27 protein-coding genes are annotated in these 26,791 nt (G+C 69.8%); 20 read left to right on the top strand and 7 right to left on the bottom strand.

Going from position 1 to position 26,791, the window contains the following annotated elements; all coding sequences use genetic code 11:
• The first annotated feature begins 55 nt into the window (after positions 1 to 55).
• Positions 56 to 1,426 carry a MocR-like pyridoxine biosynthesis transcription factor PdxR gene (pdxR, locus tag IEY88_RS07315; RefSeq protein WP_189153851.1) on the top strand — a complete coding sequence of 457 codons (1,371 nt, stop codon included), beginning with the start codon at positions 56 to 58 and terminating at the stop codon, positions 1,424 to 1,426.
• Here pdxR and IEY88_RS07310 read toward each other — a convergent pair.
• On the bottom strand, positions 1,410 to 2,360 hold the full coding sequence (locus tag IEY88_RS07310; protein WP_189153850.1) for a GNAT family N-acetyltransferase: 951 nt from the start codon (positions 2,358 to 2,360) through the stop codon (positions 1,410 to 1,412). The two genes, pdxR and IEY88_RS07310, sit on opposite strands and share 17 nt — an antisense overlap.
• 57 nt (positions 2,361 to 2,417) lie before the next feature.
• Between IEY88_RS07310 and IEY88_RS07305 the strand changes: the two genes are divergently transcribed.
• On the top strand, positions 2,418 to 3,467 hold the full coding sequence (locus IEY88_RS07305; RefSeq protein ID WP_189153849.1) for a D-alanine--D-alanine ligase family protein: 1,050 nt from the start codon (positions 2,418 to 2,420) through the stop codon (positions 3,465 to 3,467).
• Here IEY88_RS07305 and IEY88_RS07300 read toward each other — a convergent pair.
• Together IEY88_RS07300 and IEY88_RS07295 are read right to left on the bottom strand one after the other, a co-directional pair.
• Positions 3,464 to 4,027 (bottom strand): DUF3515 domain-containing protein, encoded by a 564-nt coding sequence (locus IEY88_RS07300; RefSeq protein ID WP_229693162.1) that lies wholly within the window; start codon positions 4,025 to 4,027, stop codon positions 3,464 to 3,466. The two genes, IEY88_RS07305 and IEY88_RS07300, sit on opposite strands and share 4 nt — an antisense overlap.
• A gap of 23 nt (positions 4,028 to 4,050) precedes the next feature.
• Positions 4,051 to 4,284, bottom strand: coding sequence for an Lrp/AsnC ligand binding domain-containing protein (locus IEY88_RS07295; RefSeq protein WP_090008449.1), 234 nt, complete (start codon positions 4,282 to 4,284; stop codon positions 4,051 to 4,053).
• 97 nt (positions 4,285 to 4,381) lie between these two features.
• Between IEY88_RS07295 and IEY88_RS07290 the strand changes: the two genes are divergently transcribed.
• From IEY88_RS07290 to IEY88_RS07270, 5 genes are read left to right on the top strand one after another with little or no spacing between them, the layout of a single operon-like run.
• A complete protein-coding gene (locus IEY88_RS07290) occupies positions 4,382 to 5,350 on the top strand; it encodes a thiamine-phosphate kinase (protein WP_229693161.1) in 969 nt (322 codons plus the stop codon).
• A gap of 56 nt (positions 5,351 to 5,406) precedes the next feature.
• Entirely contained in the window at positions 5,407 to 5,817 is a 411-nt protein-coding gene (locus tag IEY88_RS07285; protein ID WP_189153848.1) for a GNAT family N-acetyltransferase, read from the top strand.
• 10 nt (positions 5,818 to 5,827) lie between these two features.
• Positions 5,828 to 6,349 (top strand): gamma carbonic anhydrase family protein, encoded by a 522-nt coding sequence (locus tag IEY88_RS07280; protein WP_189153847.1) that lies wholly within the window; start codon positions 5,828 to 5,830, stop codon positions 6,347 to 6,349.
• Positions 6,350 to 6,369: 20 nt separating this feature from the next.
• Positions 6,370 to 7,044, top strand: coding sequence for a uracil-DNA glycosylase (locus IEY88_RS07275; RefSeq protein WP_189153846.1), 675 nt, complete (start codon positions 6,370 to 6,372; stop codon positions 7,042 to 7,044).
• The gene (locus IEY88_RS07270) at positions 7,029 to 8,246 is read left to right on the top strand and encodes an MFS transporter (protein ID WP_268241224.1); all 1,218 of its coding nucleotides are present in this window, start codon (positions 7,029 to 7,031) and stop codon (positions 8,244 to 8,246) included. The genes IEY88_RS07275 and IEY88_RS07270 overlap by 16 nt, the downstream gene beginning before the upstream one ends.
• 19 nt (positions 8,247 to 8,265) lie before the next feature.
• On the opposite strand, the gene rpmB is transcribed toward IEY88_RS07270, so the two are convergent.
• Positions 8,266 to 8,457, bottom strand: a complete 192-nt coding sequence (gene rpmB / locus IEY88_RS07265; RefSeq protein WP_030467945.1) for a 50S ribosomal protein L28 — start codon at positions 8,455 to 8,457, stop codon at positions 8,266 to 8,268.
• Positions 8,458 to 8,605: 148 nt separating this feature from the next.
• Between rpmB and fakA the strand changes: the two genes are divergently transcribed.
• From fakA to IEY88_RS07250, 3 genes are all read left to right on the top strand, one after another.
• Positions 8,606 to 10,216, top strand: coding sequence for a DAK2 domain-containing protein (gene fakA, locus IEY88_RS07260; protein ID WP_189153844.1), 1,611 nt, complete (start codon positions 8,606 to 8,608; stop codon positions 10,214 to 10,216).
• 14 nt (positions 10,217 to 10,230) lie between these two features.
• Positions 10,231 to 12,390 carry an ATP-dependent DNA helicase RecG gene (recG, locus tag IEY88_RS07255; protein ID WP_189153843.1) on the top strand — a complete coding sequence of 720 codons (2,160 nt, stop codon included), beginning with the start codon at positions 10,231 to 10,233 and terminating at the stop codon, positions 12,388 to 12,390.
• Positions 12,391 to 13,069: 679 nt separating this feature from the next.
• Positions 13,070 to 14,200 carry a glycoside hydrolase family protein gene (locus tag IEY88_RS07250; protein WP_189153842.1) on the top strand — a complete coding sequence of 377 codons (1,131 nt, stop codon included), beginning with the start codon at positions 13,070 to 13,072 and terminating at the stop codon, positions 14,198 to 14,200.
• Positions 14,201 to 14,203: 3 nt separating this feature from the next.
• Here the strand turns inward: IEY88_RS07250 and IEY88_RS07245 are convergent, their stop codons facing one another.
• Positions 14,204 to 15,538, bottom strand: coding sequence for a coiled-coil domain-containing protein (locus IEY88_RS07245; protein ID WP_189153841.1), 1,335 nt, complete (start codon positions 15,536 to 15,538; stop codon positions 14,204 to 14,206).
• A 318-nt stretch (positions 15,539 to 15,856) separates the two neighbouring features.
• Between IEY88_RS07245 and IEY88_RS07240 the strand changes: the two genes are divergently transcribed.
• Together IEY88_RS07240 and IEY88_RS07235 are read left to right on the top strand one after the other, a co-directional pair.
• The gene (locus tag IEY88_RS07240) at positions 15,857 to 19,234 is read left to right on the top strand and encodes a pyruvate carboxylase (protein ID WP_189153840.1); all 3,378 of its coding nucleotides are present in this window, start codon (positions 15,857 to 15,859) and stop codon (positions 19,232 to 19,234) included.
• A gap of 128 nt (positions 19,235 to 19,362) precedes the next feature.
• Positions 19,363 to 20,436: an MBL fold metallo-hydrolase gene (locus IEY88_RS07235; RefSeq protein WP_189153839.1), complete on the top strand. Its 1,074-nt coding sequence runs from the start codon at positions 19,363 to 19,365 to the stop codon at positions 20,434 to 20,436.
• 62 nt (positions 20,437 to 20,498) lie between these two features.
• Here IEY88_RS07235 and IEY88_RS07230 read toward each other — a convergent pair whose 3' ends face one another.
• Positions 20,499 to 20,765, bottom strand: a complete 267-nt coding sequence (locus IEY88_RS07230; protein WP_189153838.1) for a hypothetical protein — start codon at positions 20,763 to 20,765, stop codon at positions 20,499 to 20,501.
• A gap of 803 nt (positions 20,766 to 21,568) precedes the next feature.
• Here IEY88_RS07230 and rsmD point away from each other — a divergent pair.
• Entirely contained in the window at positions 21,569 to 22,123 is a 555-nt protein-coding gene (rsmD, locus tag IEY88_RS07225) for a 16S rRNA (guanine(966)-N(2))-methyltransferase RsmD (RefSeq protein WP_189154504.1), read from the top strand.
• Positions 22,124 to 22,175: 52 nt separating this feature from the next.
• Positions 22,176 to 22,658: a pantetheine-phosphate adenylyltransferase gene (gene coaD / locus IEY88_RS07220; protein ID WP_189153837.1), complete on the top strand. Its 483-nt coding sequence runs from the start codon at positions 22,176 to 22,178 to the stop codon at positions 22,656 to 22,658.
• Here coaD and IEY88_RS07215 read toward each other — a convergent pair.
• Positions 22,655 to 23,095 carry a GNAT family N-acetyltransferase gene (locus tag IEY88_RS07215; protein ID WP_308425971.1) on the bottom strand — a complete coding sequence of 147 codons (441 nt, stop codon included), beginning with the start codon at positions 23,093 to 23,095 and terminating at the stop codon, positions 22,655 to 22,657. The genes coaD and IEY88_RS07215 overlap by 4 nt on opposite strands.
• Before the next feature lie 121 nt (positions 23,096 to 23,216).
• Between IEY88_RS07215 and IEY88_RS07210 the strand changes: the two genes are divergently transcribed.
• From IEY88_RS07210 to mutM, 6 genes are all read left to right on the top strand, one after another.
• On the top strand, positions 23,217 to 23,933 hold the full coding sequence (locus IEY88_RS07210) for a DivIVA domain-containing protein (RefSeq protein WP_189153836.1): 717 nt from the start codon (positions 23,217 to 23,219) through the stop codon (positions 23,931 to 23,933).
• Between the two features lie 148 nt (positions 23,934 to 24,081).
• A complete protein-coding gene (locus IEY88_RS07205) occupies positions 24,082 to 24,663 on the top strand; it encodes a YceD family protein (RefSeq protein WP_189153835.1) in 582 nt (193 codons plus the stop codon).
• 2 nt (positions 24,664 to 24,665) lie between these two features.
• The gene (gene rpmF / locus IEY88_RS07200; RefSeq protein WP_065916643.1) at positions 24,666 to 24,848 is read left to right on the top strand and encodes a 50S ribosomal protein L32; all 183 of its coding nucleotides are present in this window, start codon (positions 24,666 to 24,668) and stop codon (positions 24,846 to 24,848) included.
• 16 nt (positions 24,849 to 24,864) lie between these two features.
• Positions 24,865 to 25,668, top strand: coding sequence for a ribonuclease III (rnc, locus tag IEY88_RS07195; protein WP_189153834.1), 804 nt, complete (start codon positions 24,865 to 24,867; stop codon positions 25,666 to 25,668).
• Positions 25,669 to 25,676: 8 nt separating this feature from the next.
• Complete coding sequence (locus IEY88_RS07190; protein ID WP_030467960.1) at positions 25,677 to 25,877, top strand: hypothetical protein; 201 nt, start codon at positions 25,677 to 25,679, stop codon at positions 25,875 to 25,877.
• 1 nt (position 25,878) lies between these two features.
• The gene (mutM, locus tag IEY88_RS07185) at positions 25,879 to 26,736 is read left to right on the top strand and encodes a bifunctional DNA-formamidopyrimidine glycosylase/DNA-(apurinic or apyrimidinic site) lyase (RefSeq protein ID WP_189153833.1); all 858 of its coding nucleotides are present in this window, start codon (positions 25,879 to 25,881) and stop codon (positions 26,734 to 26,736) included.
• The last annotated feature ends 55 nt before the right edge of the window (positions 26,737 to 26,791 follow it).

The following is a 26,791-nucleotide window of genomic DNA, read 5'->3' as shown; positions in this document are numbered from 1 at the left end:
CGCCAGGAAGTGGCATCATTGAAGCGCCAGTTTCCATCGATTTGAGAAGGCCACTTTGGCTGAGACCGCGCTTCCCGTGGCGCTGGACCGCGAATCCGCCGAACCGCTCGCCGTCCAGCTCGCCGACGCCCTGCGTTCCGCCGCGTCGGAGGGCCGTCTGCGCGCGGGTGACCGTCTGCCGTCCACGCGCGCGTTGGCCGACTCGCTCGGAGTGTCCCGCACGGTCACTGCCGCCGCCTACGAACAGCTGCACGCGGAAGGGTGGATCGCTGGTCGGCACGGTTCCGGCACGTACGTCACCACGACGCCGCCCGGGCCGTTGCGCAAACGTTCGCGCAAGCCCGTCACGCCCGTCATCACCGATTTCGTGGACCTCGGCACCGGTGCGCCGTGGGCCAGTGGCCTCGACCGCGCGGCCTGGCGGCGGGCGTGGCGGGCCGCGGCGGACGCGCCCCCGCTGTCCCGTCCCGAACGCGCGGGGCTGCCCGAGTACCGCGAGGCCATCGCCGAGCACCTGCTGCGCCACCGCGGCCTGGCCGTCAACGCCGACCCGGTGCTGGCGACCGGCGGCACCACCGCCGCGCTGACCGAGATCTCGGTCTCGGTGCTCGAGCGCGGTGCCGCGGTGGCTGTCGAGGAACCCGGCTACCAGCGGGCGGTCGGCGTCTTCAAAGCCAATGGCCTCAAGGTCGTGCAGGCACTCGTCGACGCGGAGGGCCTGCTCCCGGAGGCGGTGCCCGCGGGGGTGAAGGCCGTCTACTGCTCGCCGGCGCACCAGTACCCGCTGGGCGGTCGCATGTCGGCCGGTCGCCGGGTCGCGCTGGTCGAACGCGCGCGACGGGACGGCTGGCTCGTCATCGAGGACGACTACGACGGCGAGCTCCGCTACGACGTGGCGCCGTTGCCGTCACTGGCCGCGCTCGCCCCGGACGTCGTGGTCCACCTCGGCACCACGAGCAAGATCCTCACGCCGACCCTGGGCGCGGGCTGGATGGTCGCGCCCGAGCACATCGCCACGACCGTCCTCGAACACCGCGACCTGACCGGCACCAGCCCGGCCGCCGCGGGGCAGCGGGTCGTCGTCGAGCTGGCACGCACGGGCGACCTCGGCCGGCACCTGCGCAAGGTCCGGCGGGAGCTGTCCGAACGGCGTGCGCTCGTCATCGACACGTTCGCCGACGCGGGCATCGAGGTGCTCGGCGACGATGCGGGCGCGCACGTCGTGGTGTTGCTGCCCAGTGCCGAACAGGAGCGTGACCTGGCGAGGCAGGCGCTCGAACGCGGGCTGCGGGTGGACGGCCTGTCCCGGCACTACGTGCACCGGGCCAAGCTGCACGGACTCGTCATCGGCTACAGCGCGTGCTCGCGGGAGCAGCTGGTGAACGCGCTGCCCGTCCTGACCGACCTGCTCAGAAGGAACGGCTGACCACGACGACCTCGCGGTCGACGACGAACCCCAGTTGCTCGTTGACCTTGATCATGGGGGAGTTGCCCGCGTCCGTCCCGGTGTCGACGCGTTCCAGTTCCGGCCGGTCGGCGCGCAGCCAGTGCAGCATGTGCGCCTTGACGACCCGGCCGAGTCCGTGGCCGCGGTGAGCGGGCGTGACCATCGTGCTGCCCCAGCGGGTGTGCGTCGAGTCGCCGGGGTGCAGCGGGACGTCGGTCAGCGCCACGACTCGGCCGGTGGTCTCCTCGACCGCGACGACGACGCGCTGCTCGACGCCGGCCTCCCGCGCCTCGGCCTCCTCGGCGCGCACGAGCTCCGGCGTCCACTCCGGTGCCCGCACCGCGGACTCCGTGGCGGGCGCGTCGAGGATCGACTGCCTCGTCTCGGCCACGGACACCAGCAGGTGTTCCGGCGTCGCGCCGTTCCACCGTTCCAGCCGGTACCCCGCCGGGACGACCGGCTCGGCGGTGCCGGCGATCGTGAGCACCTGGATCACCCTGGACGCGGCGACGTGGAGCCCGCGCGCCGTCGCCCAGTGCTCGCCCGCGCTGTCCTTGATCACGCCCCAGCTCTCGAACGTGTCCCGCCCGCGGGCGCGCAGCTCCGGCAGCAACGCCTCCAGCAGTGCGGTGCCGACGCCCTGCCGGCGATGCTCCGGGTGGACCGTGATCGGGCCGACCGCCAGCCGCGCGTTCACACCACCGAGCAGACCCACGGACGTGATGCCGACGCCTTCGCCGTCACGACGGGCGACGAGGCGGACCACCTCGCTGAAGTCCGGGTTCGCCTCCCGCAGCGACTCGACGATCCGCTCCCGGCCGGGTCCCTTCCCCGTCTGGGCGGCGATCCGCACGTCCGCGTAGGCGTCGAGCAGGGCCACGTCACCCAGGTCGAGCGGTTTGATCTCCAGCACGCGACCGAGGCTAACTGGCGAGTAAGGACAATCGCCCAAACGGGTAGGGTCGCCCGCATGACGCAGCGCAAGACGAGGGTGGCCGTGGTGTTCGGCGGCCGCAGCTCCGAGCACGAGGTCTCCTGCCAGTCCGCCAAGAGCGTCCTGCCGCACCTCGACGCGGACCGGTTCGAGGTGGTGCCGGTCGGCATCACGCCGCAGGGGCAGTGGGCACTCGGCACGGACCCGACCGCGCTGGAGTCGGGCTCCGGCAAGCTCCCGACGCTGCGGAACCAGACCGTCACGGCGGTCGAGCCGGGCCAGGCGCTGAAGGACGTCGACGTCGTCTTCCCGCTGCTGCACGGCGCGTGGGGCGAGGACGGCACGATCCAGGGCCTGCTCGAACTCGGCGGCGTCCCCTACGTCGGTCCCGGCGTGTTCGCGTCGGCGGCCGTGATGGACAAGGTCTTCGCCAAGAAGATCCTGCAGGCCGAGGGCATCAGCGTCGGCAGGTTCGTCGCCCTCGACCGCGCCGCCACCACGCTGACCCTCGACGAGCGCGAGCATCTCGGGCTGCCGGTGTTCGTGAAGCCGTCCCGTGCCGGGTCGTCCGTCGGCATCTCGAAGGTGCCCGACTGGAACGACCTCGACGCCGCCATCTTCGAGGCGCGCCAGCACGATCCCAAGGTCATCATCGAGGCCGGTGTGCAGAACGCCCGCGAGATCGAGGTCGCGGTGCTGGAGTTCCCGGACGGCCGCGTCGAGGCGTCGCTGCCCGCCGAGCTGCGCCCGGTCGGGGAAGGCGCCGACTGGTACGACTTCGAGGCCAAGTACGTCAACGACTCCTACGAGGCCGACATCCCGGCGAAGCTCGACGACGACATCACCGCGCAGCTGCGCGAGCTCGCCGTCACCGCGTTCAAGGCGCTCGACTGCCAAGGTCTGTCCAGGGTGGACTTCTTCCTCACCGAGCAGCACGAGCTGATCATCAACGAGCTCAACACGATGCCCGGCTTCACGCCGATCTCCATGTACCCCAAGGCGTGGGAGGCGACGGGCATCGACTTCACCACGTTGCTGACCACGTTGATCGAGACGGCGATCGCGCGGGGCTCAGGCCTCCGCTAGGCCGTCGTCTTGACCGGCTGCTTCGCGAGCAGGTCGCGCACCGTCGTCGAGACGTCCTGCAACGGTCCGGTGCCCGCGTCGGCGGGCACCGTCAGCGCCACGTACACGCCGCGGTCGACGATCACCCAGGTCGAACTGTCCGAACCGGGCAGCTCGAGCCACTGGACGTCGGAGATCACGCGCAGCTGCGAGGTCGCCGACAGTTCCGAAGGCCGTGGCAGGCCGCACCGCAGAACCACCGGATCGTGTTTGGCGTCACCCCACGCGACCGTGGCGGGGGGAGCGGGCGAGGCGAGCTCCCGGCGCGACAGCATGTCCTTGCCGGACGGCAGTCCCACCGGCAGCTTCTCGACCAGGGAAGCGCATTCCGGGCTGGCCGCAGCCGGGGCGTCGATCGAGACCAGCGCGAGGGGACCCGTGCGACCGGGCACGTCCTCGGACTGGTTTCCCGTGCCCAGCCACAGACCGAGCCCGGCGACACCGATGGCGAGCACGACAGCGAGCCCGACCGCCGCGAGCAGCGGCCGGGACAGCGCCGACGTGGATTCCTGCTGAGTCACCCGGTTATGACAACACGGGCTGGTTAGAGATGGACCACCGGGCAGGTCAAGGTGCGGGTGATGCCTTCGACGTTCTGGATCCGCGCGACCACGAGCTGGCCGAGCTGGTCGACGGTCTCCGCTTCGGCGCGCACGATGACGTCGTAAGGCCCGGTGACGTCTTCTGCGGTGGCTACCCCGGTGATCCCGGAGATCTCGGAGGCGACTGCGGCGGCCTTGCCGACCTCGGTCTGGATGAGGATGTATGCATGCACCACGGCGTGCCCCTTCGTCGCGACAGGTTGGGTCGAGGTAGGAACGTGTCACGCAACGTACCCCAGTTGGGGTTCCGAATGTTCAGATTGGGAGGCAACTTTGCGTCCGGAGCCGCCGCGCGACGCGGAGACGGTCGCCGATGTGGGTGAGTTCAATCTCATCCATCGGGTGACGACCGGTCGGGCGCAGCCGGAGACGACCATCCTCGGTCCCGGTGACGACGCGGCCGTCGTCGCCGTCCCGGATGGACGGGTCGTCGCCTCGATGGACGTGCTCGTCGAGGGTGTCCACTTCAGACTCGACTGGTCCAGTCCCGAGCAGGTGGGCCGAAAAGCGGCCGCGGTGAACCTCGCCGACGTCGTCGCCATGGGAGCGTTGCCGTCGGCCCTGCTCGTCGGTTTCGCGTGCCCCGCGGACACGCCCGCGTCGGTCGTCGAGGGGATCATGGCGGGCCTGTGGGACGAGGCGGCGAAGGCCGGCGCGGGCATCGTCGGGGGCGACATGGTCAGCTCCGCCACGCTCGTGATCTCGATCACCGCCATGGGCGACATGAACGGACTCGAGCCGATCACGAGGTCCGGCGCGCTCGTGGGGGACGTCGTGGCGGTCACCGGAAGGCTCGGCTGGGCCGCCGCGGGACTGGCCGTGCTCGGCCGCGGATTCCGTTCGCCGGTCGGCATCGTGAACGCCCAGCGCACCCCGGAGCCGCCGTACGAGGAGGGGCCGAGGGCCGCCGAGGCGGGCGCCACGTCCATGATCGACGTCTCGGACGGGCTGCTGCAGGACCTGAGCCACATCGCGGACTCCTCGGGCGTCGCGATCGACATCCGCACCGAACTGCTGCCGTTGCACCCGCGCCTGCTCGACGTCGCGTCGGCGCTCGGCGGGGACGCGCGGCACTGGGCACTGACCGGAGGCGAGGACCACGCCCTCGCGGCGACGTTCCCCGGTCCCAAGGCGGTGCCGCCCGGCTGGACGACCATCGGCACGGTCCGCGCGGGAGAAGGTGTCACGGTCGACGGCAGGGTCTACGAAAAACCTCCTGGCTGGGAGCACTGGCGGGCGTAGACTTCAACGCTGTGGAACTATGCACGCGCGCGTATGACCATCCAGACTCGGTCAAGATGATCGCGGACCTCCAGCAGGTCTACGTCGAGCGCTACGGCGAAGTCGACGTGACGCCGGTCGACCCGGCGCAGTTCGCCGCGCCGCTGGGCTACTTCGTCATCGGCTACCTCGACGACGTGCCCGTGGCGTGCGGCGGCTGGCGCGTGAACGACGAACTGGCCGGTGCCGCCGAGATCAAGCGGATGTACGTCGTCGACGCCGCACGCGGCAAGGGCCTCTCCAGGCTCGTGCTCGCCCACCTGGAGGCCACGGCCCGAGAGGCCGGTCTCGAGCGGATGGTGCTGGAGACCGGGACGCGGCAGCCCGAGGCGATCAGCCTCTACACCTCCAGCGGGTACGAGCAGATCGCCAACTTCGGCGTGTACCGGGACCACCCGGAGAGCCGCTGCTACGGGAAGTCGTTGTAGGTTCAGGCGCATGGCCATCTATGCGCTGGGGGACTACACGCCGCAGATCCACCCGGAGGCGTACGTGCACCCGGACGCGACGGTGATCGGCGACGTGCGCATCGGCGCGTTCTCCTCGGTGTGGCCGCAAGCCGTGCTGCGCGGTGACTACGGGCGCATCGTGGTCGACGAGCGCACGTCGATCCAGGACGGCACGGTCATCCACTGCACCGAGGTCCACCCGGTGCACATCGGGTCGTCGTGCGTCATCGGCCACAACGTGCACATCGAGGGCGCGACCGTCGCCGACGACTGCCTCATCGCGTCGGGTTCGGTGGTGCTCAACGGTTCCATCGTGGAGAAGGGCGCGATCGTCGGCGCCGGCGCGGTGGTCTCGTTCGACGGCCACGTCCGCGAACGCACGATGGTGCTGGGAGTTCCCGCCCGCGAACGTGCCGGACACGTTGTGCCGGAACAGGCCTGGGCGTTCATCGTCGAGAAATACGTCCAGAACATCGCTTTGTACCGGGAGAAGCTCCGTCGGCTCGATTGAGTGAGATAGGGTTCACAGCCGTGGCTCGTCCCCTCACTGAAGTTGTCGAAGCCGGTTGGGCTGAAGCTCTCGCCCCCGTCGCTGACCAGATCGCCGCCATGGGTGAGTTCCTGCGCGCGGAGGTTTCCGCCGGTCGCACCTACCTACCCGCGGGCGAGAACGTGCTGCGCGCTTTCCAGCAGCCGTTCCACCAGGTGAAGGTGCTGATCGTCGGCCAGGACCCGTACCCGACGCCCGGCCACGCGGTCGGCCTGTCGTTCTCGGTCGCGCCGGACGTCCGTCCCATTCCCAAGTCGCTCATCAACATTTACAAGGAATACGCCGAGGACCTAGGCCACCCGATTCCGTCCAACGGCGACCTGACGCCGTGGTCGGAGCGCGGTGTCCTGCTGCTCAACAGGGCGTTGACCGTGCAGCCCGGCAAGGCGAACTCCCACCAGGGCAAGGGCTGGGAGGCCGTCACCGAGCAGGCGATCAAGGCTCTCGCCGCCCGTGACGCACCTCTGGTCTCCATTCTGTGGGGCCGCAACGCGCGCAACCTGCGCCCGTTGCTCGAACCGTTGCCCGCCATCGAGTCCGCGCACCCGTCGCCTTTGTCGGCGCACTCCGGGTTCTTCGGTTCCAAGCCGTTCAGCCGTGCCAACGAACTGCTGGAGAAGCAGGGCGCGGAACCGGTCGACTGGAAGCTCCCGTAGCTGCCGCTCGCAATCGTGATCTGACGCTGACGGCCGCCGGTGCGGCCGTCAGCGAGTTCGGCAACGCGCTGTCGTTGCTTGTCCTGCTGTTCTGGGCAACACCGATCAGCCCGTTGCTGGTCGCCGCGATCCTCGTCGCCGAACTGCTCCCGTTCGTTCTCGGCGCGCCTGTCGCGGGACTGCTCGTCGACCTTCTGCCCAATCGCCGCCTGCTGATCGTCGCCCTGCTGTGTCAGGGTGTCGCGATTGCGGTCATCGCACCGTTGATGGGTCAGCCGGTTTTCGTCGTCGCGCTGGTGTTCGTCTCGGGTTGTGGGCGGGCGATCGCCCAGCCCTGCATCTCCGCGCTCGTGCCGCACATCGCGGGCGAGGAGCACTCGACACGCGCCTACGCCCTCCTCGCCACAGTTCGCAGCGCCGGCAACATCGCCGGAGTCACCGGTGGAGCGCTGCTCGCCGGGTTCTTCGGTCATCCGGCCGCGATGCTGATCGACGGCTGCACGTTCCTCGTCTACGCGTTGGTCCTGGCGTTCGTGAAGGCGGAACGCAGGCCGTCCGGTGAGCACGAAGCACGCCCCAGCGCGCTCGCCGGCGTCCGGCACGTTCGGCGGGACGGCGTGCTGTTCGCGGCCGTCGTGGGGGTGGCGTGCTTCGTCGGAGCGACGGTGGTGATCAACGTGGCAGACCCGGCGTTCGTGCGGTTCGTGCTCCACGGCGACGAGTTCCTGCTCGGCGCGATGCAGGCCTGCTGGATGGTCGGCATCATCGTCGGCAACCGGCTGGCGGCGCGACTGACGTCAGCCTCCCAGTTCGCTCACGCGCTGGCGATCACCGGCGTGACCACGGGCATCGCGGTGCTGATCCCGGCGACCTTCCCGTTCGTCGCCACCGCCGTGATCGGGTGGTTCATCGGCGGCGTCTCCAACGGGGTGGACAACGTGGCCATCCACGCCATCGCACGGTTGCGGACCCCTGAGGAGATGCGCGGGCGGGCGTTCGCCGCCATCGGGTCGATGATCACCGGCGCGAACCTGCTCGGGACGGCAGCCGCGGGCGGGTTGCTGCTGTTCCTCGGGCCCAGGGCGGTGTTCGCGCTCGGTGGCACCGGGGCGTTGCTGGCCGGTGTCACCTGTCTGGTGTTCGTGCGCCGTGCCCTGAAACGCGAAAAGAGCCCGGCCGAAGCCGGGCTCTCCTCACTCTAAAAACGAACTGTGGCGGTGATCAGCCGCGCACGACCTTGCCGGCCTTCAGGCAAGACGTGCACACGTTGATCCGCTGGCGCTGCGAGGCCGAAACCTTGGCGCGCACAGACTGGATGTTCGGGTTCCAGCGGCGGTTCGTCTTCCGCTGGGAGTGCGAAACCGAATGGCCGAAGCCCGGCCCCTTGCCACAGACGTCGCACACGGCAGCCACGTCAGCCACTCCTTCAGGTTCCTCAAGCGGTAAGTCTCGCGTCCCGGTGGGCGCGCAAGCGTGCACAAGCCTCAACCGGGCACGGCAACCCAATCAGGGTAGCCGGTGGGCTCACCCGCGACCAAACCGGGTGGATACTCTCGCCGCCATGCAGGTCATGGATGCGGTCGCGGTGCGCAGATGGGCAGACGCCTGCGTGCGGTCGTTGGACGCCAATCGGGAGTCGATCGACCAGATCAACGTCTTCCCCGTCCCGGATGGTGACACGGGCACGAACCTGCTGCACACGATGCAGTCGGCGCTCGACGCGCTGCTGCGCTCGCCCATGTCGACGGTGGGGGACGCGCTGTCCGCGCTCGCCCGCGGCGCGCTGGCCGGGGCGCGCGGCAACTCTGGCGTGATCCTGTCCCAGGTGCTCAGGGGCCTGGCGGAGACCGTGCAGGAGGTCTCGCTGGTCACCGGCACGGCGTTGCGCAAGGGCCTGCACCGCGCCGATGAGCTGGCCACCGCCGCGGTGTCCAAGCCCGTGCCCGGCACCGTGCTGTCGGTGCTGCACGCCGCGTCCGAGGCCGCCCGTGACTGCGGGTCGGACGACCTGGACGACGTGGTGATGGCGGCGTCGCGCGCGGGGGCCGTCGCACTGGCCGATACGCCCCGTCAGCTCGCGGTGCTGGCCAAGGCCGGAGTGGTCGACGCGGGCGGGCGTGGGCTCGTTGTGTTGTTGGACACACTGGCGGCCGTGATCACCGGCCAGAGCGTGGAGACGCCGGTGGACGCGCCCCTGGTGCCGCGCACGCCGGAGTCGCTGACGACCGCGCGCGAAAGCGGGTCGTCGGAGTTCGAGTACGAGGTCATGTACCTGCTCGACGGGACGTCCGAGGAGCTCGTGGCCGGGCTGCGCGCCACGTTGAACGGCCTGGGCGACTGCGTGTCGGTGGTGGGGGACGGCGTCTCGCTGTGGACCGTCCACGTGCACTGCAACGACATCGGCGCGGCCATCGAGTCGGGTGTGCGCGCTGGACGTCCGCACCGCATCACGGTGGCGCGGTTCGCCGATCAGATCGCCGCGCAGGCTTCTCGGTTCGTGCGCGACCGGGCGATCGTGGTGGTGGTGAGCGGCGCCGTGGACCTGTTCCGTGCGGAAGGCGCCACGGTGTTCGACCTCGCTTCTTCTTCGGCGACGCCCACGGACCTGGTGTCCGCCATCGTGTCGACGCGCGCGCGTCACGTCGCCGTTCTGCCCGGCGACCCGGACCTCCGTGAGGCACTGGATGAGGCCGTGGCGTACGCACAGGCCGCTGGGCAGGACGTAGTTGTGGTGCCGACGTTCTCGCCCGTGCAGGCTCTCGCAGCGTTGGCGGTGCACGACTCCTCTCGGCGCGCCGGTGACGACGTTGTCGCCATGGCCGAGGCCGCTGCTGCCACGCGCCGTGGCGAACTCGCGATCGCCGCGGACGAGGCCCTGACGTGGGTCGGCCGCTGCCAGCCGGGCGACCTGCTGGGCATGCTGGACGGCGAGGTCGTGCTGATCGAACCCGGTCCCGCGGCGCCGGAGTCGTTGATGGACCTGTCCTGCCGGCTGGTCGACCGCATGCTGGCGGGGGGCGGGGAACTGGTCACGGTGATCCTGGGCGCCGACGCGCCGGAGGGCCTGGCCGACGTGCTGGAGGACCACGTGCGGGTCACCCATCCGGAGGTCGAGGTGACCGCTTATCCGGGCGGCCAGCCCGACGCGGTCATTTTTGTCGGTGTCGAGTAGTTCAATGGGACGCGATGATCTCCTTCGACGACAAGCTGCAGCCGTTGCTCGGCAAGAAGACCGCCGACGCACTGGAGACCGGCCTCGGCCTCACGACGGTCGGTGACCTGCTGCGCCACTACCCGCGCCGGTACGACGAGCGCGGGAAGCTGACGGACATCCGTTCGCTGGAAATCGACGAGCACGTCACGGTGCAGGCCGAGGTGCGCAAGTGCCAGAAGCGCCAGATGAAGGCGCGCCGCGGCCAGATGACCGAGGCCGTCATCACCGACGGCACCTCGGAGCTGCACCTGGTGTTCTTCGGCAAGCCGGCGTTCGTGGCCGAGCAGGAGCTCCTGCCGGGCACGCGAGCGCTGTTCGCCGGCAAGGTCGGCCGCTACCGGCAGAACCTGCAGCTGGTGCACCCGGCGTTCGAGGTCCTCACCGCGGAGCAGGACGGGTCGTCGTTCCTGCAGGCGTTCCTGCCCGTCTACCCGGCGTCGCAGCACATCAACACGTGGAACATCGCGAACTGCGTGAAGCAGCTGCTGGAGATCTGGGACGGCGTGCCGGAGGACCCGCTGCCCGCCGACTTCCGCGAGGAGCAGGGCCTGATCGGCCTGGAGGACGCGCTGCGGTCGATCCACCGGCCGGAGAGCTGGGCGCAGATCTCGGTGGCGCAGCTGCGGTTGAAGTGGGACGAGGCGCTGGCCGTGCAGCTCGCGCTGGCCCAGCGCCGCAAGGCGTCCACGGCCCGTCCCGCCCCTTCGTGCGCCCGTCGCTCGGGCGGCATCCTCGACGCCTTCGACGCGCGCCTGCCGTTCACGCTGACGGCGGGCCAGGTGGAGGTCGGCGAGCAGGTGGCGTCGGACCTGGAGTCGACCGTGCCGATGAACCGGTTGCTGCAGGGCGAGGTCGGGTCGGGCAAGACCATGGTCGCGTTGCGGGCGATGTTGCAGGCGGTCGACGCGGGCCGTCAGGCGGCGATGCTCGCCCCGACGGAAGTCCTTGCGGCACAACACGCCCGGTCTCTGTCCGAGATGCTCGGCGACCTGGCCCAGGCGGGCCAGCTCGGCGGTGCCGAGGACGCGACGCGGGTGACGCTGCTGACCGGCTCGATGAACACGGCCCAGCGCCGCCAGGCGTTGCTCGACATCGTGACCGGCGAGGCGGGCATCGTCGTCGGCACGCACGCGATCATCCAGGAGAAGGTGGAGTTCCACTCCCTGGGCCTGGTAGTCGTCGACGAACAACACCGCTTCGGCGTGGAACAACGAGCGGCGTTGAGCGCGCGGGGCGAACGCGAGAACCCGCACGTCCTGGTGATGACGGCGACCCCGATCCCGCGCACCGTCGCCATGACGGTCTACGGCGACCTGGAGGTCTCGGCCCTGCGCGAACTGCCGGGCGGCCGCTCCCCGATCAAGACCTCGGTGGTGCCCGTCCGGGAGAAGCCCACGTGGCTCGACCGCGCCTTCGCCCGAGTGCGCGAGGAGGTGGCGAAGGGCCACCAGGCGTACTTCGTGTGCCCGCGCATCGGCGACGAGGAACCGGCGAAGTCGGAGGGCGACGACGACAAGCGCCCGGCCCTGTCCGTGATCGACGTGGCCACCATGCTCGCCCAGGGCCCGTTGCGCGGCCTGCGCATCGAGATCCTGCACGGCCGCATGCCCCCGGACGAGAAGGACGCGGTGATGCGGGCCTTCTCGGCCAACGAGGTCCACGTCCTGGTCGCCACCACGGTCATCGAAGTGGGCGTCAACGTCCCGAACGCCACCGTCATGGCCATCATGGACGCGGACCGCTTCGGCGTCTCCCAGCTCCACCAGCTCCGCGGCCGAGTGGGCCGAGGCAGCGCACCGGGCCTCTGCCTGCTGGTGACGGAGATGCCGGAGATGACGGCCACGATGGAACGCCTCCGCGCCGTCGAGTCCACTCTGGACGGCTTCGAACTGGCCCAGCTGGACCTGGAACTGCGCCGCGAGGGCGACATCCTGGGCGCCGCCCAATCGGGCCGCCGGTCGGGGCTGAAGATGCTGTCGCTGCTGCGCGACGAGGACATCATCGCGGACGCCCGCACGTCGGCTCAGCAGGTCGTGGACGCCGATCCGGACCTGGTGGAGCATCCGGGGCTCGCGGGGATGGTGGCGACGTTGCTGACGGAGGAGCGGGCCGAGTACCTGGAGAAGACCTAGCCGCGAGGGGAGAAGGGGCGGGCTGGGGGCTGGGCTGCGGGCTGGGCGGGCGCGGCTGGGCTGCGGGCGCGTTTGGGCTGCGGACGGGCTGGGTGCGTGCGGGCTGGGGCTGGACTGCGGGCTGGGTGGGCTGCGGGAGCGGCTGGGGCTGGGCGGGACTGCGGGGGCACGGCTGGGCTGCGGGCTGGGCGGGCTGCGGGCGCGTTTGGGCTGGGGCTGGACTGCGGGCCTGGCTGGAGGCGGGCCGCGGGCGGGCTGGGCTGCGGGCGGGCTGGGTGATCGCCGGGTCGGTTGCCGTGCCGCCCGCCACCTGTGCCGCACCCACGTGCTCTCGCGGCCCCGTACCTGCGTGGTCTCGCGTCTCCGCACCCGTGCGACCTCGCTCTCCGCGCCCCGTGCGACCTCGTCTCCGCCCCGTGCGACCTCGTCTCCGCGCCGTGCGGTCTCGTTCCCCGCTCGCTCGGCCCCGCCGGCCACCCTGCTCGGCACCACCGGCCGCCCGCGCGGCCCGCCCCGCGCGGCCTCGTCTCCCCCGCCCCGCCGCCCGCCCCGTGCGGCCCCGTCTCTCCGCCCCGCGCAGCCCGCGTCACCCACGCCCGCGTGATCTCAAACGCCTCCCCGGCCCCATCACCTGAAGGTGTGAGCGCGCCAGCCCGGCCGCCTCGGTACGTTTGGGCCCGTGCGTCGCCTGATCACCACCGCCCTCGTCACCCTCCTCGCCCTCGTCTCCGCCCCCATCCCGACCCAGGCCGACCCGGTCCTGCTCACCGGCGAAGAGTCCCGCTACCCGCACGCGATCCGCCTGGAACACGGCGTGTACCGCGGCTCGATCCTCGTGGCGCTGCACGGGTTCCACTCCGTCAACGTCCTGCGCGCCGGTCGGGCCGGCAAGAAGTTCCGGCGGATCGGCACGTTCGTCGACGGCGTGAGCGCCCACGCGACCTGCTGCGGGCACCTTTACGAGTTGCCTCGTCGGGTCGGTGAGATGCCTGCCGGGACCGTGTTGTGGGCGGGGTCCGTGGGGACTCGGCGGGAAGGGCTCAAGGCGCGGGTCGGGCGCAGTGACGACGCCGGCGAGACGTGGCATCACCTGTCCGAGTGCGCGCGGGCGCTGCCCGGTGGCGGGCTGTGGGAGCCGGACCTGTCCGTTGACGCCCGTGGGCGGCTGAACTGCTACTTCGCCGACGAGACGCACGAGTCGCACAGCCGGTACATCGGACGGTCGGTATCGCGCGACGGTGTCATCTGGTCGGGCAAGGAGTCGGTCGTCGCCGTGCCGGACGGCTCGCTTCGGCCCGGGATGCCGCAGGTCAAGAGGTTGCCGACCGGCGAGTTCTACATGATGTACGAGATCTGCTCGCAGCCGGACCAGCACTCCTGCGAGGCCTACCACCGCAGTTCGCCGGACGGTGTCGCCTGGGGAGACCCGAGGTGGCGTGGCACCAGGCCGACGACGAAGGACGGCCGGTGCTTCGCGCACACGCCGTCGATCACCCTCGCGCCCAACGGCACGTCACGGGGGCGGGTGATCCTCATGGGGCAGATGCTGATGTCCGCCAACGGCGAGGTCGACCCCGGCAACGGCCGCACGGTCTTCGTGTCCGAGAACGGCGGCAGGGACGGCTGGTACGCGGTCCCCGCGCCCGTCTCGGTGCCGGGCGCGCGGGACGAGCGGTGCCCCAACTACCACCCGAGCGGGGTGGCGTCGCTCGACGGCCGTGAGCTCATCGGGTTCGCCAGCGACTTCGCGGCGAACGGCGGCTGCCACACGAGCTGGGCCACGAGCAGCCTGCCGCCGTTCCCCGGTTAGCGCTCAGTCCTTCTGCCGCGGCTTCGGCAGCTGCTGGGTCTTCTGCTCGGCGACCGGCGCCGGTGGGACCGAAGCTGGTGCGCCCGAAGCTGGTGCGCCTGGAGCCGGTGCGCCCGGAGCCGGTGCGGGGGAGTCCTCGTCGGCGGACCCGTCCTCCAGCGGCTTGAGCACCGACATCGCCGCGTCCACGGCGGCCTGCGCGGCGTGGAACTGCGTCGCGAGGTTGTCGTGCGCCGAACGCAGCGACGCCTCCTTCTCGGACGCGGCGGCCGCGCGCTGGTCCGACGCGGCGACGGCCGCGGCCGACTTCTCCTCGGCGTCGCGCACCAGCGCGGCCGTGCGTGCCTCCGCGTCGCGGACGAGCCCGACGGCCTTCTCGTCGGCCTCGCGCACGGTGGTCGCGGCCCGCTGGTCGGCCTCGGCGATGGTGGCCGCGGCCTTGTCCTCCGACGTCCGCAGCGTCGTCGCCGCCTTCTCCTCTGCCGCGCTGACCAGGGCAAGGGCCTTCGCGGACGCGTCGGAGGTGGTCTTCTCGGCACGAGCCAGCGTCTCGGTCTCGAGATCGGAGAGGATCTTCTCCGCCTCCGCCTGCTTGGCCTGGAGCTCGCTGGTGAGCTTCTGCAGCGCCGCGGCTCGCTCGGCCTCCGCGTCGGCGACGATCTGCTCGGCCTCGGCCTTCGCGTCCGCCAGCACCTTCTGGTGCTCGGCGGTCAGCGTCGCCTTCAGGCCGTCGTACTCCTTGTCCAGCTGGTCGTGGTACGCCTTGTACTTCGCGTCGAGCTCGACGCGGTGGGCGTCCAGGTCCGCCGACTTCTTCTCGTACTCGCCGGCGATCCGTTCGCCGTTCGCGCGCACGTCGGCGACCAGGGCCTCGTGCTCGGCGGCGAGCTTCGCCTGCAACGACGTGTGCTCCGCCTCCAGCTCGGACCTGCGGCCGGCGGTCTGCTGGTCGAGCTCGGCGTGGCGCTGCTGGTAGTTGACCTCGAGCTGCTTGCGGCGCGCCTCGGTCTCGGCGAGCAGGCGCTGGTGGGCCTCGCGCTGACCGGCCGCCCACTTCTCGGCCTCACCCCGCGTCGCGGCGGCCTTGTCGAGGGCGTCCTTGCGGATGTCCGCGATCTCTTCCTCGGCCAGGCTCATCATCACGCGGACGCGCTCGGTGACGTTCGACGCGCTCACGGGAGCGTTGGCGAGGTTCTGCAGCTGGACCTTGGTCTTGTCGAGGTCGGCGCGCATCGAGTTGAGGAGTTTGGTGAGCTCGCCCACCTGCGCGGAGGCCGCGTCGCGAGCACGGTTCGAGTTCTTGAGGTCGAACTCCAACCGGGTGACTCGTTCGTTCACCTGTCGCTGGTTGTAACCACGGAGGACAACGTCGAAATGCGGTGTGCGGGCAGTAGGCTGCCCGGCTCCATCAGCCCCGGCCATATGGCTCACCCTACCGAGATAGTCGCGAAGATCGTCACTCGATCTGGTTAAACCCACTACCGGCCGCAGTCTGACCGGGTGGTGGGTATCCACTTTGCTCTCATCACGCGAGAATCGGGTGAGCAAGACCGATCAGGATGACACCCATCACGTGAGACAGTCCTCCCAACTGGCAAGAGTCGCACGGTAACGTGCCTCGACTGATGACCGCCGAGTAACACCGGGAGGGCACGGATGTTCCGCAAGGTTCTTGTCGCCAACCGCGGCGAGATCGCGATTCGCGCGTTCCGAGCCGCCTACGAACTGGGCGCTGGAACGGTCGCCGTCTTCCCTCACGAGGACCGAAACTCGCTGCACCGCCTGAAGGCCGACGAGTCGTACGAGATCGGCGAGCCGGGACATCCCGTCCGCGCCTACCTTTCCGTCGACGAGATCATCAAGGCCGCCCGCAAGGCCGGTGCCGACGCGATCTACCCCGGTTACGGGTTCCTGTCCGAGAACCCGGAGCTCGCGATGGCCTGCCGTGAGGCAGGTCTCACCTTCATCGGCCCCGTCGCCGAGGTACTGGAGCTGACGGGCAACAAGGCGCGCGCCATCGCCGCCGCCCGCGAGGCCGGCCTGCCGGTGCTGGAGTCGAGCCCGCCGTCGTCCGACATCGACGAGCTGCTCGAAGCGTCGAAGACCATGCGCTTCCCCGTCTTCGTGAAGGCCGTCGCCGGTGGTGGTGGCCGCGGCATGCGCAAGGTCGACGAGCCCGCCGCGCTGCGCGAGTCGCTCGAAGCGGCGTCCCGCGAGGCGGAGTCCGCGTTCGGCGACCCGACGGTGTTCCTCGAGCAGGCCGTGGTCGAACCGCGCCACATCGAGGTGCAGATCCTCGCCGACGGCCAGGGCAACGTGATCCACCTCTTCGAGCGCGACTGCTCCGTGCAGCGGCGCCACCAGAAGGTCATCGAGATCGCGCCCGCGCCGAACCTCGCGCCCGAGCTGCGTGACCGCATCTGCGCCGACGCGGTGAAGTTCGCGCGGCACATCGGGTACCGCAACGCCGGCACCGTGGAGTTCCTGCTCGACCCCGAAGGCCACTACGTCTTCATCGAGATGAACCCGCGCATCCAGGTCGAGCACACGGTCACGGAAGAGGTGACCGACGTCGACCTGGTGCAGTCGCAGATGCGGATCGCGTCCGGTGAGACGCTGGAGGACCTGGGCCTGTCCCAGGACACCGTCCAGCTGCGCGGCGCGGCCCTGCAGTGCCGCATCACCACCGAGGACCCGGCCAACGGGTTCCGCCCGGACACCGGCACGATCAGCGCCTACCGCTCGCCGGGTGGTTCCGGCATCCGCCTCGACGGCGGCACGGCCGGCGCCGGCATGGCCATCAGCCCGCACTTCGACTCGATGCTCGTGAAGCTCACGTGCCGCGGCCGGACCTTCTCCCTCGCCGTCGCCCGTGCGCGCCGTGCGATCGCGGAGTTCCGCATCCGCGGTGTGTCCACGAACATCCCGTTCATCCAGGCCGTGCTGGACGACCCGGACTTCTACGAGGGCCGCGTCACCACGTCGTTCATCGAGAAGCGCCCGCACCTGCTGACGGCACGCCACTCGGCGGACCGCGGCACGCGCCTGCTGACCTACCTCGCGGACGTCACGGTCAACCACCCGAACGGCACGCGCCCGACCGCGGTCGACCCGCGCGAGAAGCTGCCGGTCGCCGACCTCAACGCGGAACCGGTCCCCGGCTCCAAGCAGAAGCTGGTCGAGCTCGGCCCCGAGGGCTTCGCGCGGTGGCTGCGGGAGAGCAAGGCCGTCGGCGTCACCGACACGACGTTCCGCGACGCCCACCAGTCGCTGCTCGCCACCAGGGTGCGCACCAAGGACCTGCTCGCCGTCGCGCCGCACGTCGCGCGCATGACGCCCGAGCTGCTGTCGCTGGAGTGCTGGGGCGGCGCGACTTACGACGTGGCGCTGCGGTTCCTCGCGGAGGACCCGTGGGAGCGGCTCGCCGCGCTGCGCGAGGCCGTGCCGAACATCAACCTGCAGATGCTGCTGCGCGGCCGCAACACGGTCGGCTACACGCCGTACCCGGAGGCCGTGACCAAGGCGTTCGTGGAGGAGGCGACGAAGACCGGCATCGACATCTTCCGGATCTTCGACGCGCTGAACGACGTCGAGCAGATGCGCCCGGCGATCGAGGCCGTGCGCGAGACCGGGACCGCGGTGGCTGAAGTCGCCCTGTGCTACACGAGCGATCTGTCCAATCCGGACGAACGCCTGTACACGCTGGACTACTACCTCAAGCTGGCCGAGCAGATCGTCGGTGCCGGCGCGCACGTCCTGTGCGTCAAGGACATGGCGGGCCTGCTGAGGGCTCCGGCGGCGTCGCGCCTGATCACCGCGCTGCGCAAGGAGTTCGACGTACCCGTCCACCTTCACACGCACGACACGGCGGGTGGCCAGCTGGCGACGTACCTCGCGGCGATCCAGGCGGGCGTGGACGCGATCGACGGCGCGACCGCGTCGATGGCGGGCACGACGTCGCAGCCGCCGCTGTCGTCGATCGTGGCGCTGACCGACCACACCGAGCGCTCGACGGGCCTGAACCTCCAGAACGTCTGCGACCTGGAGCCGTACTGGGAGTCGGTGCGCAAGATCTACGCGCCGTTCGAGTCCGGCATCCCCGGCCCGACCGGCCGCGTCTACCACCACGAGATCCCCGGTGGTCAGCTCTCGAACCTGCGCACCCAGGCCGTCGCTCTCGGCCTCGGCGAGAAGTTCGAGGAGATCGAGTCGATGTACGCGGCGGCCGACCGCATGCTCGGCCACCTCGTGAAGGTGACGCCGTCGTCCAAGGTCGTCGGCGACCTCGCGCTGCACCTCGTGGGCGCGGGCGTCGCGCCGAAGGACTTCGAGGCGGACCCCGGCAAGTTCGACATCCCGGCGTCGGTGATCGGCTTCCTGCACGGCGAACTGGGCGACCCGCCCGGCGGCTGGCCGGAGCCGTTCCGCAGCAAGGCGCTGGCCGGGCGTCCCGCGCCGAAGCCGGTCGAGGAGCTCTCCGCCGAGGACGAGGCCGGTCTCGCCGACTCGCGCAGGGCGACGTTGAACAGGCTGCTGTTCCCGGCGCCCACCAAGGAGTTCAACACGCACCGCGAGGCTTACGGCGACACGTCGGTGTTGCGCTCCAAGGACTTCTTCTACGGCCTGCGTCCGGGCGAGGAGTACTCCGTCGACCTGGAGCCGGGTGTCCGGCTGCTGATCGGTCTGGAGGCGATCTCCGAGGCCGACGCGCGAGGCATCCGCACGGTGATGGCGACCCTGAACGGCCAGCTGCGCCCGATCCAGGTCCGCGACCGTTCGGTGGCGGCCGACATCCCGGCCGCCGAGAAGGCGGACCGCTCGAACCAGAACCACGTGGCCGCGCCGTTCGCCGGCGTGGTGACGGCGGTGGTGGCCGAGGGTGACAGCGTCGACGCCGGTCAGACCGTCGCGACGATCGAGGCCATGAAGATGGAGGCCGCGATCACCGCGCCCAAGGCCGGTGTGGTGCGGCGCCTGGCGTTGCGCGGTGCGCAGCAGGTCGAAGGCGGCGACCTGCTGATCGTCCTGGAGTAGGTCGGAACGTCGTGGAGGGGCCCGGTCTGTCGCAGGCCGGGCCCCTTCGCTGTGCGGAGGACGCGGAACTCCACGACGATTCCCTGCGTTGCACCGGGCACGGGAGTCAGGGAAGAGGGTTTCGCATCATGAAGAAGGCGTTGGCCGGCCTGCTCGGCCTGGCAGGGGTGGCGTGGGCACTGAAGGACCTGCCGCGGCAGTTGGGCGGCAAGCCGGACCCGGTCCACATGTCGCGGTCACCGCGCTACCGCGACGGCAAGTTCCACAACGACAAGGAGGTCAGCACGGTCCCGGACCGCGACTCCTTCTCGATGCGCGACTTCGTCTTCGGTGGCGCCGACCGCAAGCCGTCCGTGGCCGTGCCACTGGTCGGTCCGCTGTCGCCGGTCGCGGAGGGTGTTCACATCACCTGGTACGGACACGCGTCCGCGTTGATCGAGATCGACGGTGCCGCCGTGCTCATCGATCCCGTGTGGAGTGACCGCGTCTCGCCCTCCGCGCACGTCGGACCGAAGCGGCTGCACCCGGTTCCGCATCAGTTGTCTGATTTGCCTGATGTGAGTGCGGTTGTGGTTTCGCACGACCACTACGACCACCTCGACATGGAGACCGTGCAGGCGTTGACCGCTTCTTCTGCGGCGGTGTTCGTGGTGCCGCTGGGGTTGGGCGCGCACCTGGCCCGGTGGGACGTGCCCGCCTCGCGGATCGTCGAGCTGGACTGGGACGAGTCGCACTCCGTGGCCGGGTTCACGCTCACTTGCACTGCGGCGCAACACTTTTCCGGCCGGTCCGTGCAGCGCAACGTCACGCTGTGGGCCTCGTGGGTGATCAAGCGCGGTGAGCGTTCGGTGTTCTACAGCGGCGACACGGGCTACTTCGCGGGATACAAGGCGATCGGCGAGGCGCACGGTCCGTTCGACGCCGTGCTGATGCAGGTCGGCGCGTACGGGGACGCGTGGCCGGACATCCACATGACGCCCGAGGACGGGGTTCGGGCGTTCGAGGATTTGGGGGGTGGGTTGTTGATCCCGGTGCATTGGGCGACGTTCAACCTTGCCCTGCATCCTTGGGGGGAGCCGATTGACCGGGTGTGGCGCGAGGTCAAGGCTCGGGGGATGAAGATGGCTGTGCCTCGGCCTGGGGAGCGGGTTGATGTTGATTCGCCCGGTGAGGTTGATGGGTGGTGGCAGGCGCTTGCCTGATCTTGTCGGAGGGGCTGAGTAGGTTGAGTTGTAGGGGTTCCCGGATCGGGGGGACGCCTGCGTCAGCTTGCGGTGGTCGTTGACGCGGCCTTGCGGTACGCGGCCTGGCGGGTGGTCACCTTGCGGGCGGCGGGCTTGCGGTACGTGGCCTTGCGGTACGTGGCCTGGTGGGAGGTTGCCTTGCGGTACGCGGCCTGGCGGGTGGTCACCTTGCGGGCGGCGGGCTTGCGGTACGTGGCCTTGCGGTACGCGGCCTGGCGGGTGGTCACCTTGCGGGCGGCGGGCTTGCGGTACGTGGCCTTGCGGTACGCGGCCTGGCGGGTGGTCACCTTGCGGGCGGCGGGCTTGCGGTGCGTGCTTCCCCTGGGGCTCTGCCCCAGACCCCGGCAATCTGATCAGGGGGCCCGCGCTGCCCGTAGGTAGATGGCACGCCTGTTGCTTAGAGCGGCTGCCGGTTGCGTACGAGGTGGCGTCGGCGGTGGGGTCCCATCACGAGCCGAGCCAAGAGCGGGCCACACCTGAGGGGTGAGGTCAAGTCGACGAAAAGCGTGTCGACTTGACCTCACCCCTCAGGCGCAGCAAGAGCTATGGCGCGACTCGTGATGGGACCCCACCGCCCAGTGCGCTTGCTCAAGGCGAAAGACGAAAGACAGGACGGCTCGCCTTCGGCATCGCGTGCTGTCAGGCGTGGGTGCTTGCCCTTGTGCGTAGGCGGCGGATGGCTCGTAGGACCTCGTCTCGGTGCTTTGCCGACTTCAGCCATGCCGGGAGCTTTGCCAGGATCGTCATCCGGCGTACCGACGACGGGTCTGGGTCCTCGCGCAGGGTTGCGCTGACATAGGACTCGAGTACGTCGAGGTGTGCGGTGTTCAGTGCCCACAGGGTGTGGTCTGCGCACGGAGTCGTTAGCCAGAGGTCTGGCACGTAGGACGTGGCGTCCCAGCACCACACGCGGTTGTAAGGGCGGGTGTGTGCGCACGTTGGGCAGACGAGGCGGTCTGCGGTGGCGACGGCCTGGGCTGCGCAGGACGGGCATGCCACTAGGACTGGGGTGGTGGCCAGGGTGCAGAGGCAGGCGCCCGAGTCGCGGTGGCGGGTCATGCGCACAGGATGCACCTGGGACGATGTGGGGGTGACACGAATAGTTGCCGGGTCCGCGGGAGGTCGCAGGCTCAAGGTTCCGCCCAAGGGCACGCGGCCCACGTCCGAGCGGGTGCGGGAGGCGTTGTTCAGTTCGCTCGAGGCCCTGGTCGACCTTGACGGGGTCAAGGTGCTGGATCTTTATGCCGGGTCGGGGGCGCTGGGGTTCGAGGCGTTGAGCCGGGGGGCTGGGCACGCCACGTTCGTCGAGTCGGACAAGCGGGCCGCTGACGTGCTCAAAGGCAATGCGAAGGAGCTTGGGTTCGCGGACACCGTGGTGGTCAACCGGACTGCTGAGGCGTACGTGAGTGGTGAAGGGGAGAAGTTCGACGTCGTGTTCGCCGATCCGCCGTACGCGGTGGGGGACGACGAGCTCGCCAAAGTGCTTCGGGGGGTCGTGCCTCGGCTTGCGGAAGATGCCATCTTGATCGTGGAACGTGCTTCGCGAAGTGGCGAACCAGCTTGGCCTGAAGAAGTGGAATCGTTGCGTGCCAAGCGTTACGGGGACACGGCTGTCTACTGGGCCCAGGTGCGTTCTGATGGGTGACGAGAACCACGGACACTCCTGGAGGCGTCCGATCGGGTGCTAACGTCCGCCCATGACGCGTGCCGTGTACCCCGGCTCCTACGACCCGGTAACCAACGGTCACCTGGACATCATCGGGAGAGCCGCGCACCTGTTCGAAGAGGTTGTCGTCGCCGTGCTCATCAACAAGAACAAGCGCACCTTGTTCGACGTCGAGGAGCGTCAGGAGATGCTGCGCGAGGTCACCTCTCAGTGGGACAACGTGCGTGTGGACTCGTGGCACGGGCTGTTGGTCGACTACTGCCGCGAGAACAACATCAAGGCCATCGTGAAGGGCCTGCGCGCGGTCAGCGACTACGACTACGAGCTGCAGATGGCGCAGATGAACCACCAGCTCACCGGTGTCGACACGCTGTTCATGCAGGCCAGCCCGCAGTACTCCTACCTGGCGTCCTCGCTGGTCAAGGAGGTCGCGACGTACGGTGGCGACGTCTCGACGCTGCTGCCCGCGACCATCGAGCAGCGGCTGCAGCAGCGCCTCGCCGAGACGCGCTAGAGCGTCAGTTTCATCCCCACGTGCGACGCGGTGAACCCGAGGCGCTCGTAGAACCGGTGTGCGTCCACGCGTGACGCGTCCGTCGTCAGCTGCACCATGCCGCAACCGCGTGCGCGGGCCTCGTCGACCGCCCACCTCACCAGGTGTTCGCCCAGGCCGTTGCCGCGCTGGTCGGAGCGCACCCGCACGGCCTCCACGGTCGCGCGGGTCATGCCCAGGCGGGACAGGCCCGCCGTGAACGTCAGCTGCAGCGTGCCCACGACCTCGCCGTCCGCGTCGGCCACGGCCAGGAGCTGGTGCGGGTCGGCGTCGATCACCTCGAACGCCTTCTCGTACGCCGGGCCGCCCGGCTGCTCGCGCCGCGCGCCCAGCGGGTCGTCCGCCAGCATCGTCACGATCGGGTGGACGTCGGCCGCGGTGGCCCGCCGGATTGTGATCTTCACGGTTCCCCCAGGTCGATGTGGGGAAATCCTGACACGCCCTGTCGAAGTCCCGGTGCCGGGGAGATCGGCAGGGCACACTTGTGGGTGGGAGTCACAGGGGTTAGGGGTGTGAGACGTGTACCGGGTGTTCGAGGCACTCGACGAGCTCGTCACGATCGTCGAGGAAGCGCGCGGAGTTCCGATGACCTCGGGCTGCGTGGTGCCGCGCGGCGACGTGCTCGAACTGCTCGACGACGTGCGTGACGCGATCCCCGCCGAGCTCGACGACGCGCAGGACGTGCTGGACCACCGCGACGAGGTCGTCGGCAAGGCCAAGCACGAGGCGGAGTCCGGCGTGTCGAAGGCACGTGCCGACGCGGACCGCATGCTCGCCGAGGCGCAGGCCGAGGCCGAGGCGATGCTGTCCGACGCGCGCGCCCGTGCCGAGCGGATGATCGCCGAGGCGGAGGACCAGGCCGAACGGACCGTGGCCGCCGGCCGCCAGGAGTACGACGACCTGGTGGGTCGCTCGCACGCCGAGGCCGAGCGCATGATCCAGGCAGGCCGGGCCAACTACGAGCGCGCCACCGAGGACGGCCGCGCCGAGCAGGCCAGGCTCGTCGACGAGCAGGAGGTCGTCCGGGCGGCGCACGCCGAGGCGGCCCGTCTGCTCGACACCGCCCAGAACGAGTCCATCCGGCTGCGGTCGGAGTGCGACGCGTACGTGGACGGCAAGCTCGCGGACTTCGAGGACCTCCTCGCGCACACGCTCAGGTCGGTCGGCAAGGGCCGTTCGCACCTGCGCGGGCCGGCCGTCGCGGGCGCCGCGGCACCGTTCGACTACGGTTCCTGACGAACCAGCCCGGTCGGGGACGACTGAACGTGTGATTCGCGCTACGTCGGACAGGTGCGATCACCTGCCGATTTCACGCGCGGGGGCGTCGTCCCGTACCCTGGACCGGCTGGACGTGGTAGGTCCCCGTCAGCAAAACCCGAAAATCATGACTGAGCATCGTCACGCGTCCACGCGTCCCACAGCATCCAGTCCCTGGGTCATCGACACCAGGGACATCGGCCGTCGAGCCGGTCTGAGCCGACCCCTCGTGAGGTCGGTCCCCGGCGAAGGTGTGGGGTTGCTCGGGGTGATCGCGGTGCCCGAGGGCGGAGAGGTCGAACTCGACCTCCTGGTCGAATCGGTCGTCGAGGGTCTGCTGGTGTCGGGGACCGCGTCCGCGAAGGTCGAAGGGGAGTGCTCGAGGTGTCTCGAGCCGCTCACCGACGAGGTCGAAGTCCGGGTCACGGAGCTCTACGCGTGGCCGGACAGCACCACGGACGAGACCACCGACGAACACGAGGTCAGCCGGATCGTCAACGATCTGATCGACCTCGAGCCTGTGGTGCGGGACGCCATCGTTCTCGCGCTGCCGCAGGCGCCGCTTTGCGAGCCGGACTGCAAGGGGCTTTGCTCCGAGTGTGGTGGCAGGTGGGCGGAGCTCGGGCCCGACCACGGGCATGAGACGATTGACCCTCGGTGGGCCGCGTTGCAAGAGCGGTTCAGCGATGACAACAACGAGGAGAAGTAGTCGTGGCCGTCCCGAAGCGGAAAATGTCGCGTTCGAACACCCGTGCGCGCCGTTCCCAGTGGAAGACGTCTGCTGTGCACCTGGTGGCGTGCCAGAACAAGGCCTGCCGTCAGCCGAAGCCGCAGCACGTCGCCTGCCCGGCCTGTGGTCAGTACGCTGGCCGCCAGGTCGCTCAGCCGGCCTGATCTCCTCGCTGACGTAGTGGGGGGAAAGCCGCCGCGCGCACCGCAAGCGGACCGCGCGGACCTGCTCGAAGCGCTCGGCGTCCACCTGGACGCCGAGCTGCTCGTGCTGTCGCTCACCCACAGGTCTTACGCGTACGAGAACGGCGGCTTGCCGCCGAACGAGCGTCTCGAGTTCCTGGGAGACGCGGTGCTCGGGCTGGTCGTCACCGACCACCTCTACCGCACCCATCCCGACCTTCCCGAAGGTCAGCTCGCGAAGCTCCGCGCCAGCGTGGTCAACATGCACGCACTGGCAGGCGTCGCGCGCAACCTGAGTGAGGGCGGGCTCGGTGCACACCTGTTGCTCGGTCGTGGCGAAGAGCTGACCGGCGGCAGGGACAAGGCGAGCATTCTCGCTGACGGTCTCGAGGCCGTCATCGGTGCGGTGTACCTGCAGTTCGGTATCGATACCGCACGAACGTTCGTTCATCGGCTGTTCGATCCGCTCTTGGCCAAAGCTCCGCTCTTGGGTGCTGGACTGGACTGGAAGACAAGCCTGCAGGAGCTCACCGCTCAAGCCAGCCTCGGCGTCCCGGAGTACCGCGTGGACGACCAGGGGCCGGACCACCGCAAGGAGTTCACCGCAACGGTGCTCGTCGGTGGCCAGCCTTACGGCAAGGGTGATGGGCGCACCAAGAAGGAAGCCGAGCAGAAAGCCGCCGAAGCGGCTTATCATGTTCTGTCGGAACGGGTCAAGGCCGAGCAGGAGTCGGTCCGATCCGCAAACGGACAGAATGGCGCCTCGGTGACGCCAGGGACCGCCCCAACCGAGGAAGACTGAGACACGCAATGTATGCGACCAGGAACCGCACGAACCGCCGCACCCGCACCGTCCGCGGGCCGGTGAACACCTCCCGCAGCGGAGGCATCCAGGGACTTGTGCTGGTCAGGGACACGAGCCGCGCGGGTGTGTGGGTGCTCAAGCCCACCAAGCCGCAGGCCGCCGTGATCGAGGCTCAGCCCGTCGACGAGGGCAAGTCCGAAGCCTGACGTGCCCGAACTCCCAGAGGTCGAGGTAGTACGCCTCGGCCTCGAAGCCCACGTCGCCGGCCGGGTCATCTCCTCGGTAGAGGTGCTGCACCCACGCGCCATCCGTCGGCACGACCTGGGTTCCTTGGACTTCTGCGCGCGCCTGGCAGGCCAGCCCATGGCCGCCGCCAGGCGCCGCGGCAAGTACCTCTGGGTGGAACTGGCCGACAAAGCCGCCATGCTCGCGCACCTGGGCATGAGCGGCCAAATGCTCGTCCAACCCTCGTCGGCCCCCGACGAGAAGCATCTGCGCGTCCGCTTCCGGTTCGCCGACGGCGGGCCGGAGCTCCGTTTCGTGGACCAGCGCACCTTCGGCGGCCTCGCGCTCGCCGAGCTGGTCGAGGTCGACGGCACGCTGGTGCCCGATTCGGTCGCCCACATCGCGCGCGACCCCATGGACCCCTTGTTCTCCCGTGATGCTGCTGTGCGCGCGTTGCGCCTGCGTCACACCGAGATCAAGCGTGCGCTCCTGGACCAGACCCTCGTGTCCGGCATCGGCAACATCTACGCCGACGAGGCCCTGTGGCGAGCGAAGCTGCACGGCACCCGGATGACGGACAAGCTGACGAAGGTCAAGGCCGCCGAGCTGCTGGACCACGCCACGGACGTGATGCGTGAGGCGCTCGGGCAGGGTGGCACGTCGTTCGACGCCCTCTACGTCAACGTCAACGGGCAGTCCGGGTACTTCGACCGGTCACTCAGCGCGTACGGCCAGGAGAACCGGCCGTGCAAGCGGTGCGGTGCCGCGATCGTCCGCGAGCCGTTCATGAACCGTTCGTCGTATTCCTGCCCGCGGTGCCAGCCGCGCCCGCGAAGCTGACAAATCCTCGTTTCCCTCCCTGACCAGGAAACGTGCTCTTCACCTGGCTCGCCGT

The sequence above is a fragment of the Lentzea pudingi genome, from assembly GCF_014646255.1.
Classification (GTDB): Bacteria; Actinomycetota; Actinomycetes; order Mycobacteriales; family Pseudonocardiaceae; genus Lentzea; species Lentzea pudingi.
The sequence above is the reverse complement of the archived record's forward strand: the minus strand, read 5'-3'. Positions and strand labels throughout refer to the sequence as shown.

Excerpts from the sequence above, each read along its gene's own strand:
- recG (WP_189153843.1), top strand. The coding sequence starts at position 10,231 with ATGATCTCCTTCGACGACAAGCTGCAGCCGTTGCTCGGCAAGAAGACC.
- IEY88_RS07205 (WP_189153835.1), top strand. The coding sequence starts at position 24,082 with ATGACTGAGCATCGTCACGCGTCCACGCGTCCCACAGCATCCAGTCCC.
- IEY88_RS07305 (WP_189153849.1), top strand. The coding sequence starts at position 2,418 with ATGACGCAGCGCAAGACGAGGGTGGCCGTGGTGTTCGGCGGCCGCAGC.
- IEY88_RS07235 (WP_189153839.1), top strand. The coding sequence starts at position 19,363 with ATGAAGAAGGCGTTGGCCGGCCTGCTCGGCCTGGCAGGGGTGGCGTGG.
- IEY88_RS07190 (WP_030467960.1), top strand. The coding sequence starts at position 25,677 with ATGTATGCGACCAGGAACCGCACGAACCGCCGCACCCGCACCGTCCGC.
- coaD (WP_189153837.1), top strand. The coding sequence starts at position 22,176 with ATGACGCGTGCCGTGTACCCCGGCTCCTACGACCCGGTAACCAACGGT.
- IEY88_RS07280 (WP_189153847.1), top strand. The coding sequence starts at position 5,828 with ATGGCCATCTATGCGCTGGGGGACTACACGCCGCAGATCCACCCGGAG.
- IEY88_RS07285 (WP_189153848.1), top strand. The coding sequence starts at position 5,407 with ATGATCGCGGACCTCCAGCAGGTCTACGTCGAGCGCTACGGCGAAGTC.
- fakA (WP_189153844.1), top strand. The coding sequence starts at position 8,606 with ATGCAGGTCATGGATGCGGTCGCGGTGCGCAGATGGGCAGACGCCTGC.
- IEY88_RS07240 (WP_189153840.1), top strand. The coding sequence starts at position 15,857 with ATGTTCCGCAAGGTTCTTGTCGCCAACCGCGGCGAGATCGCGATTCGC.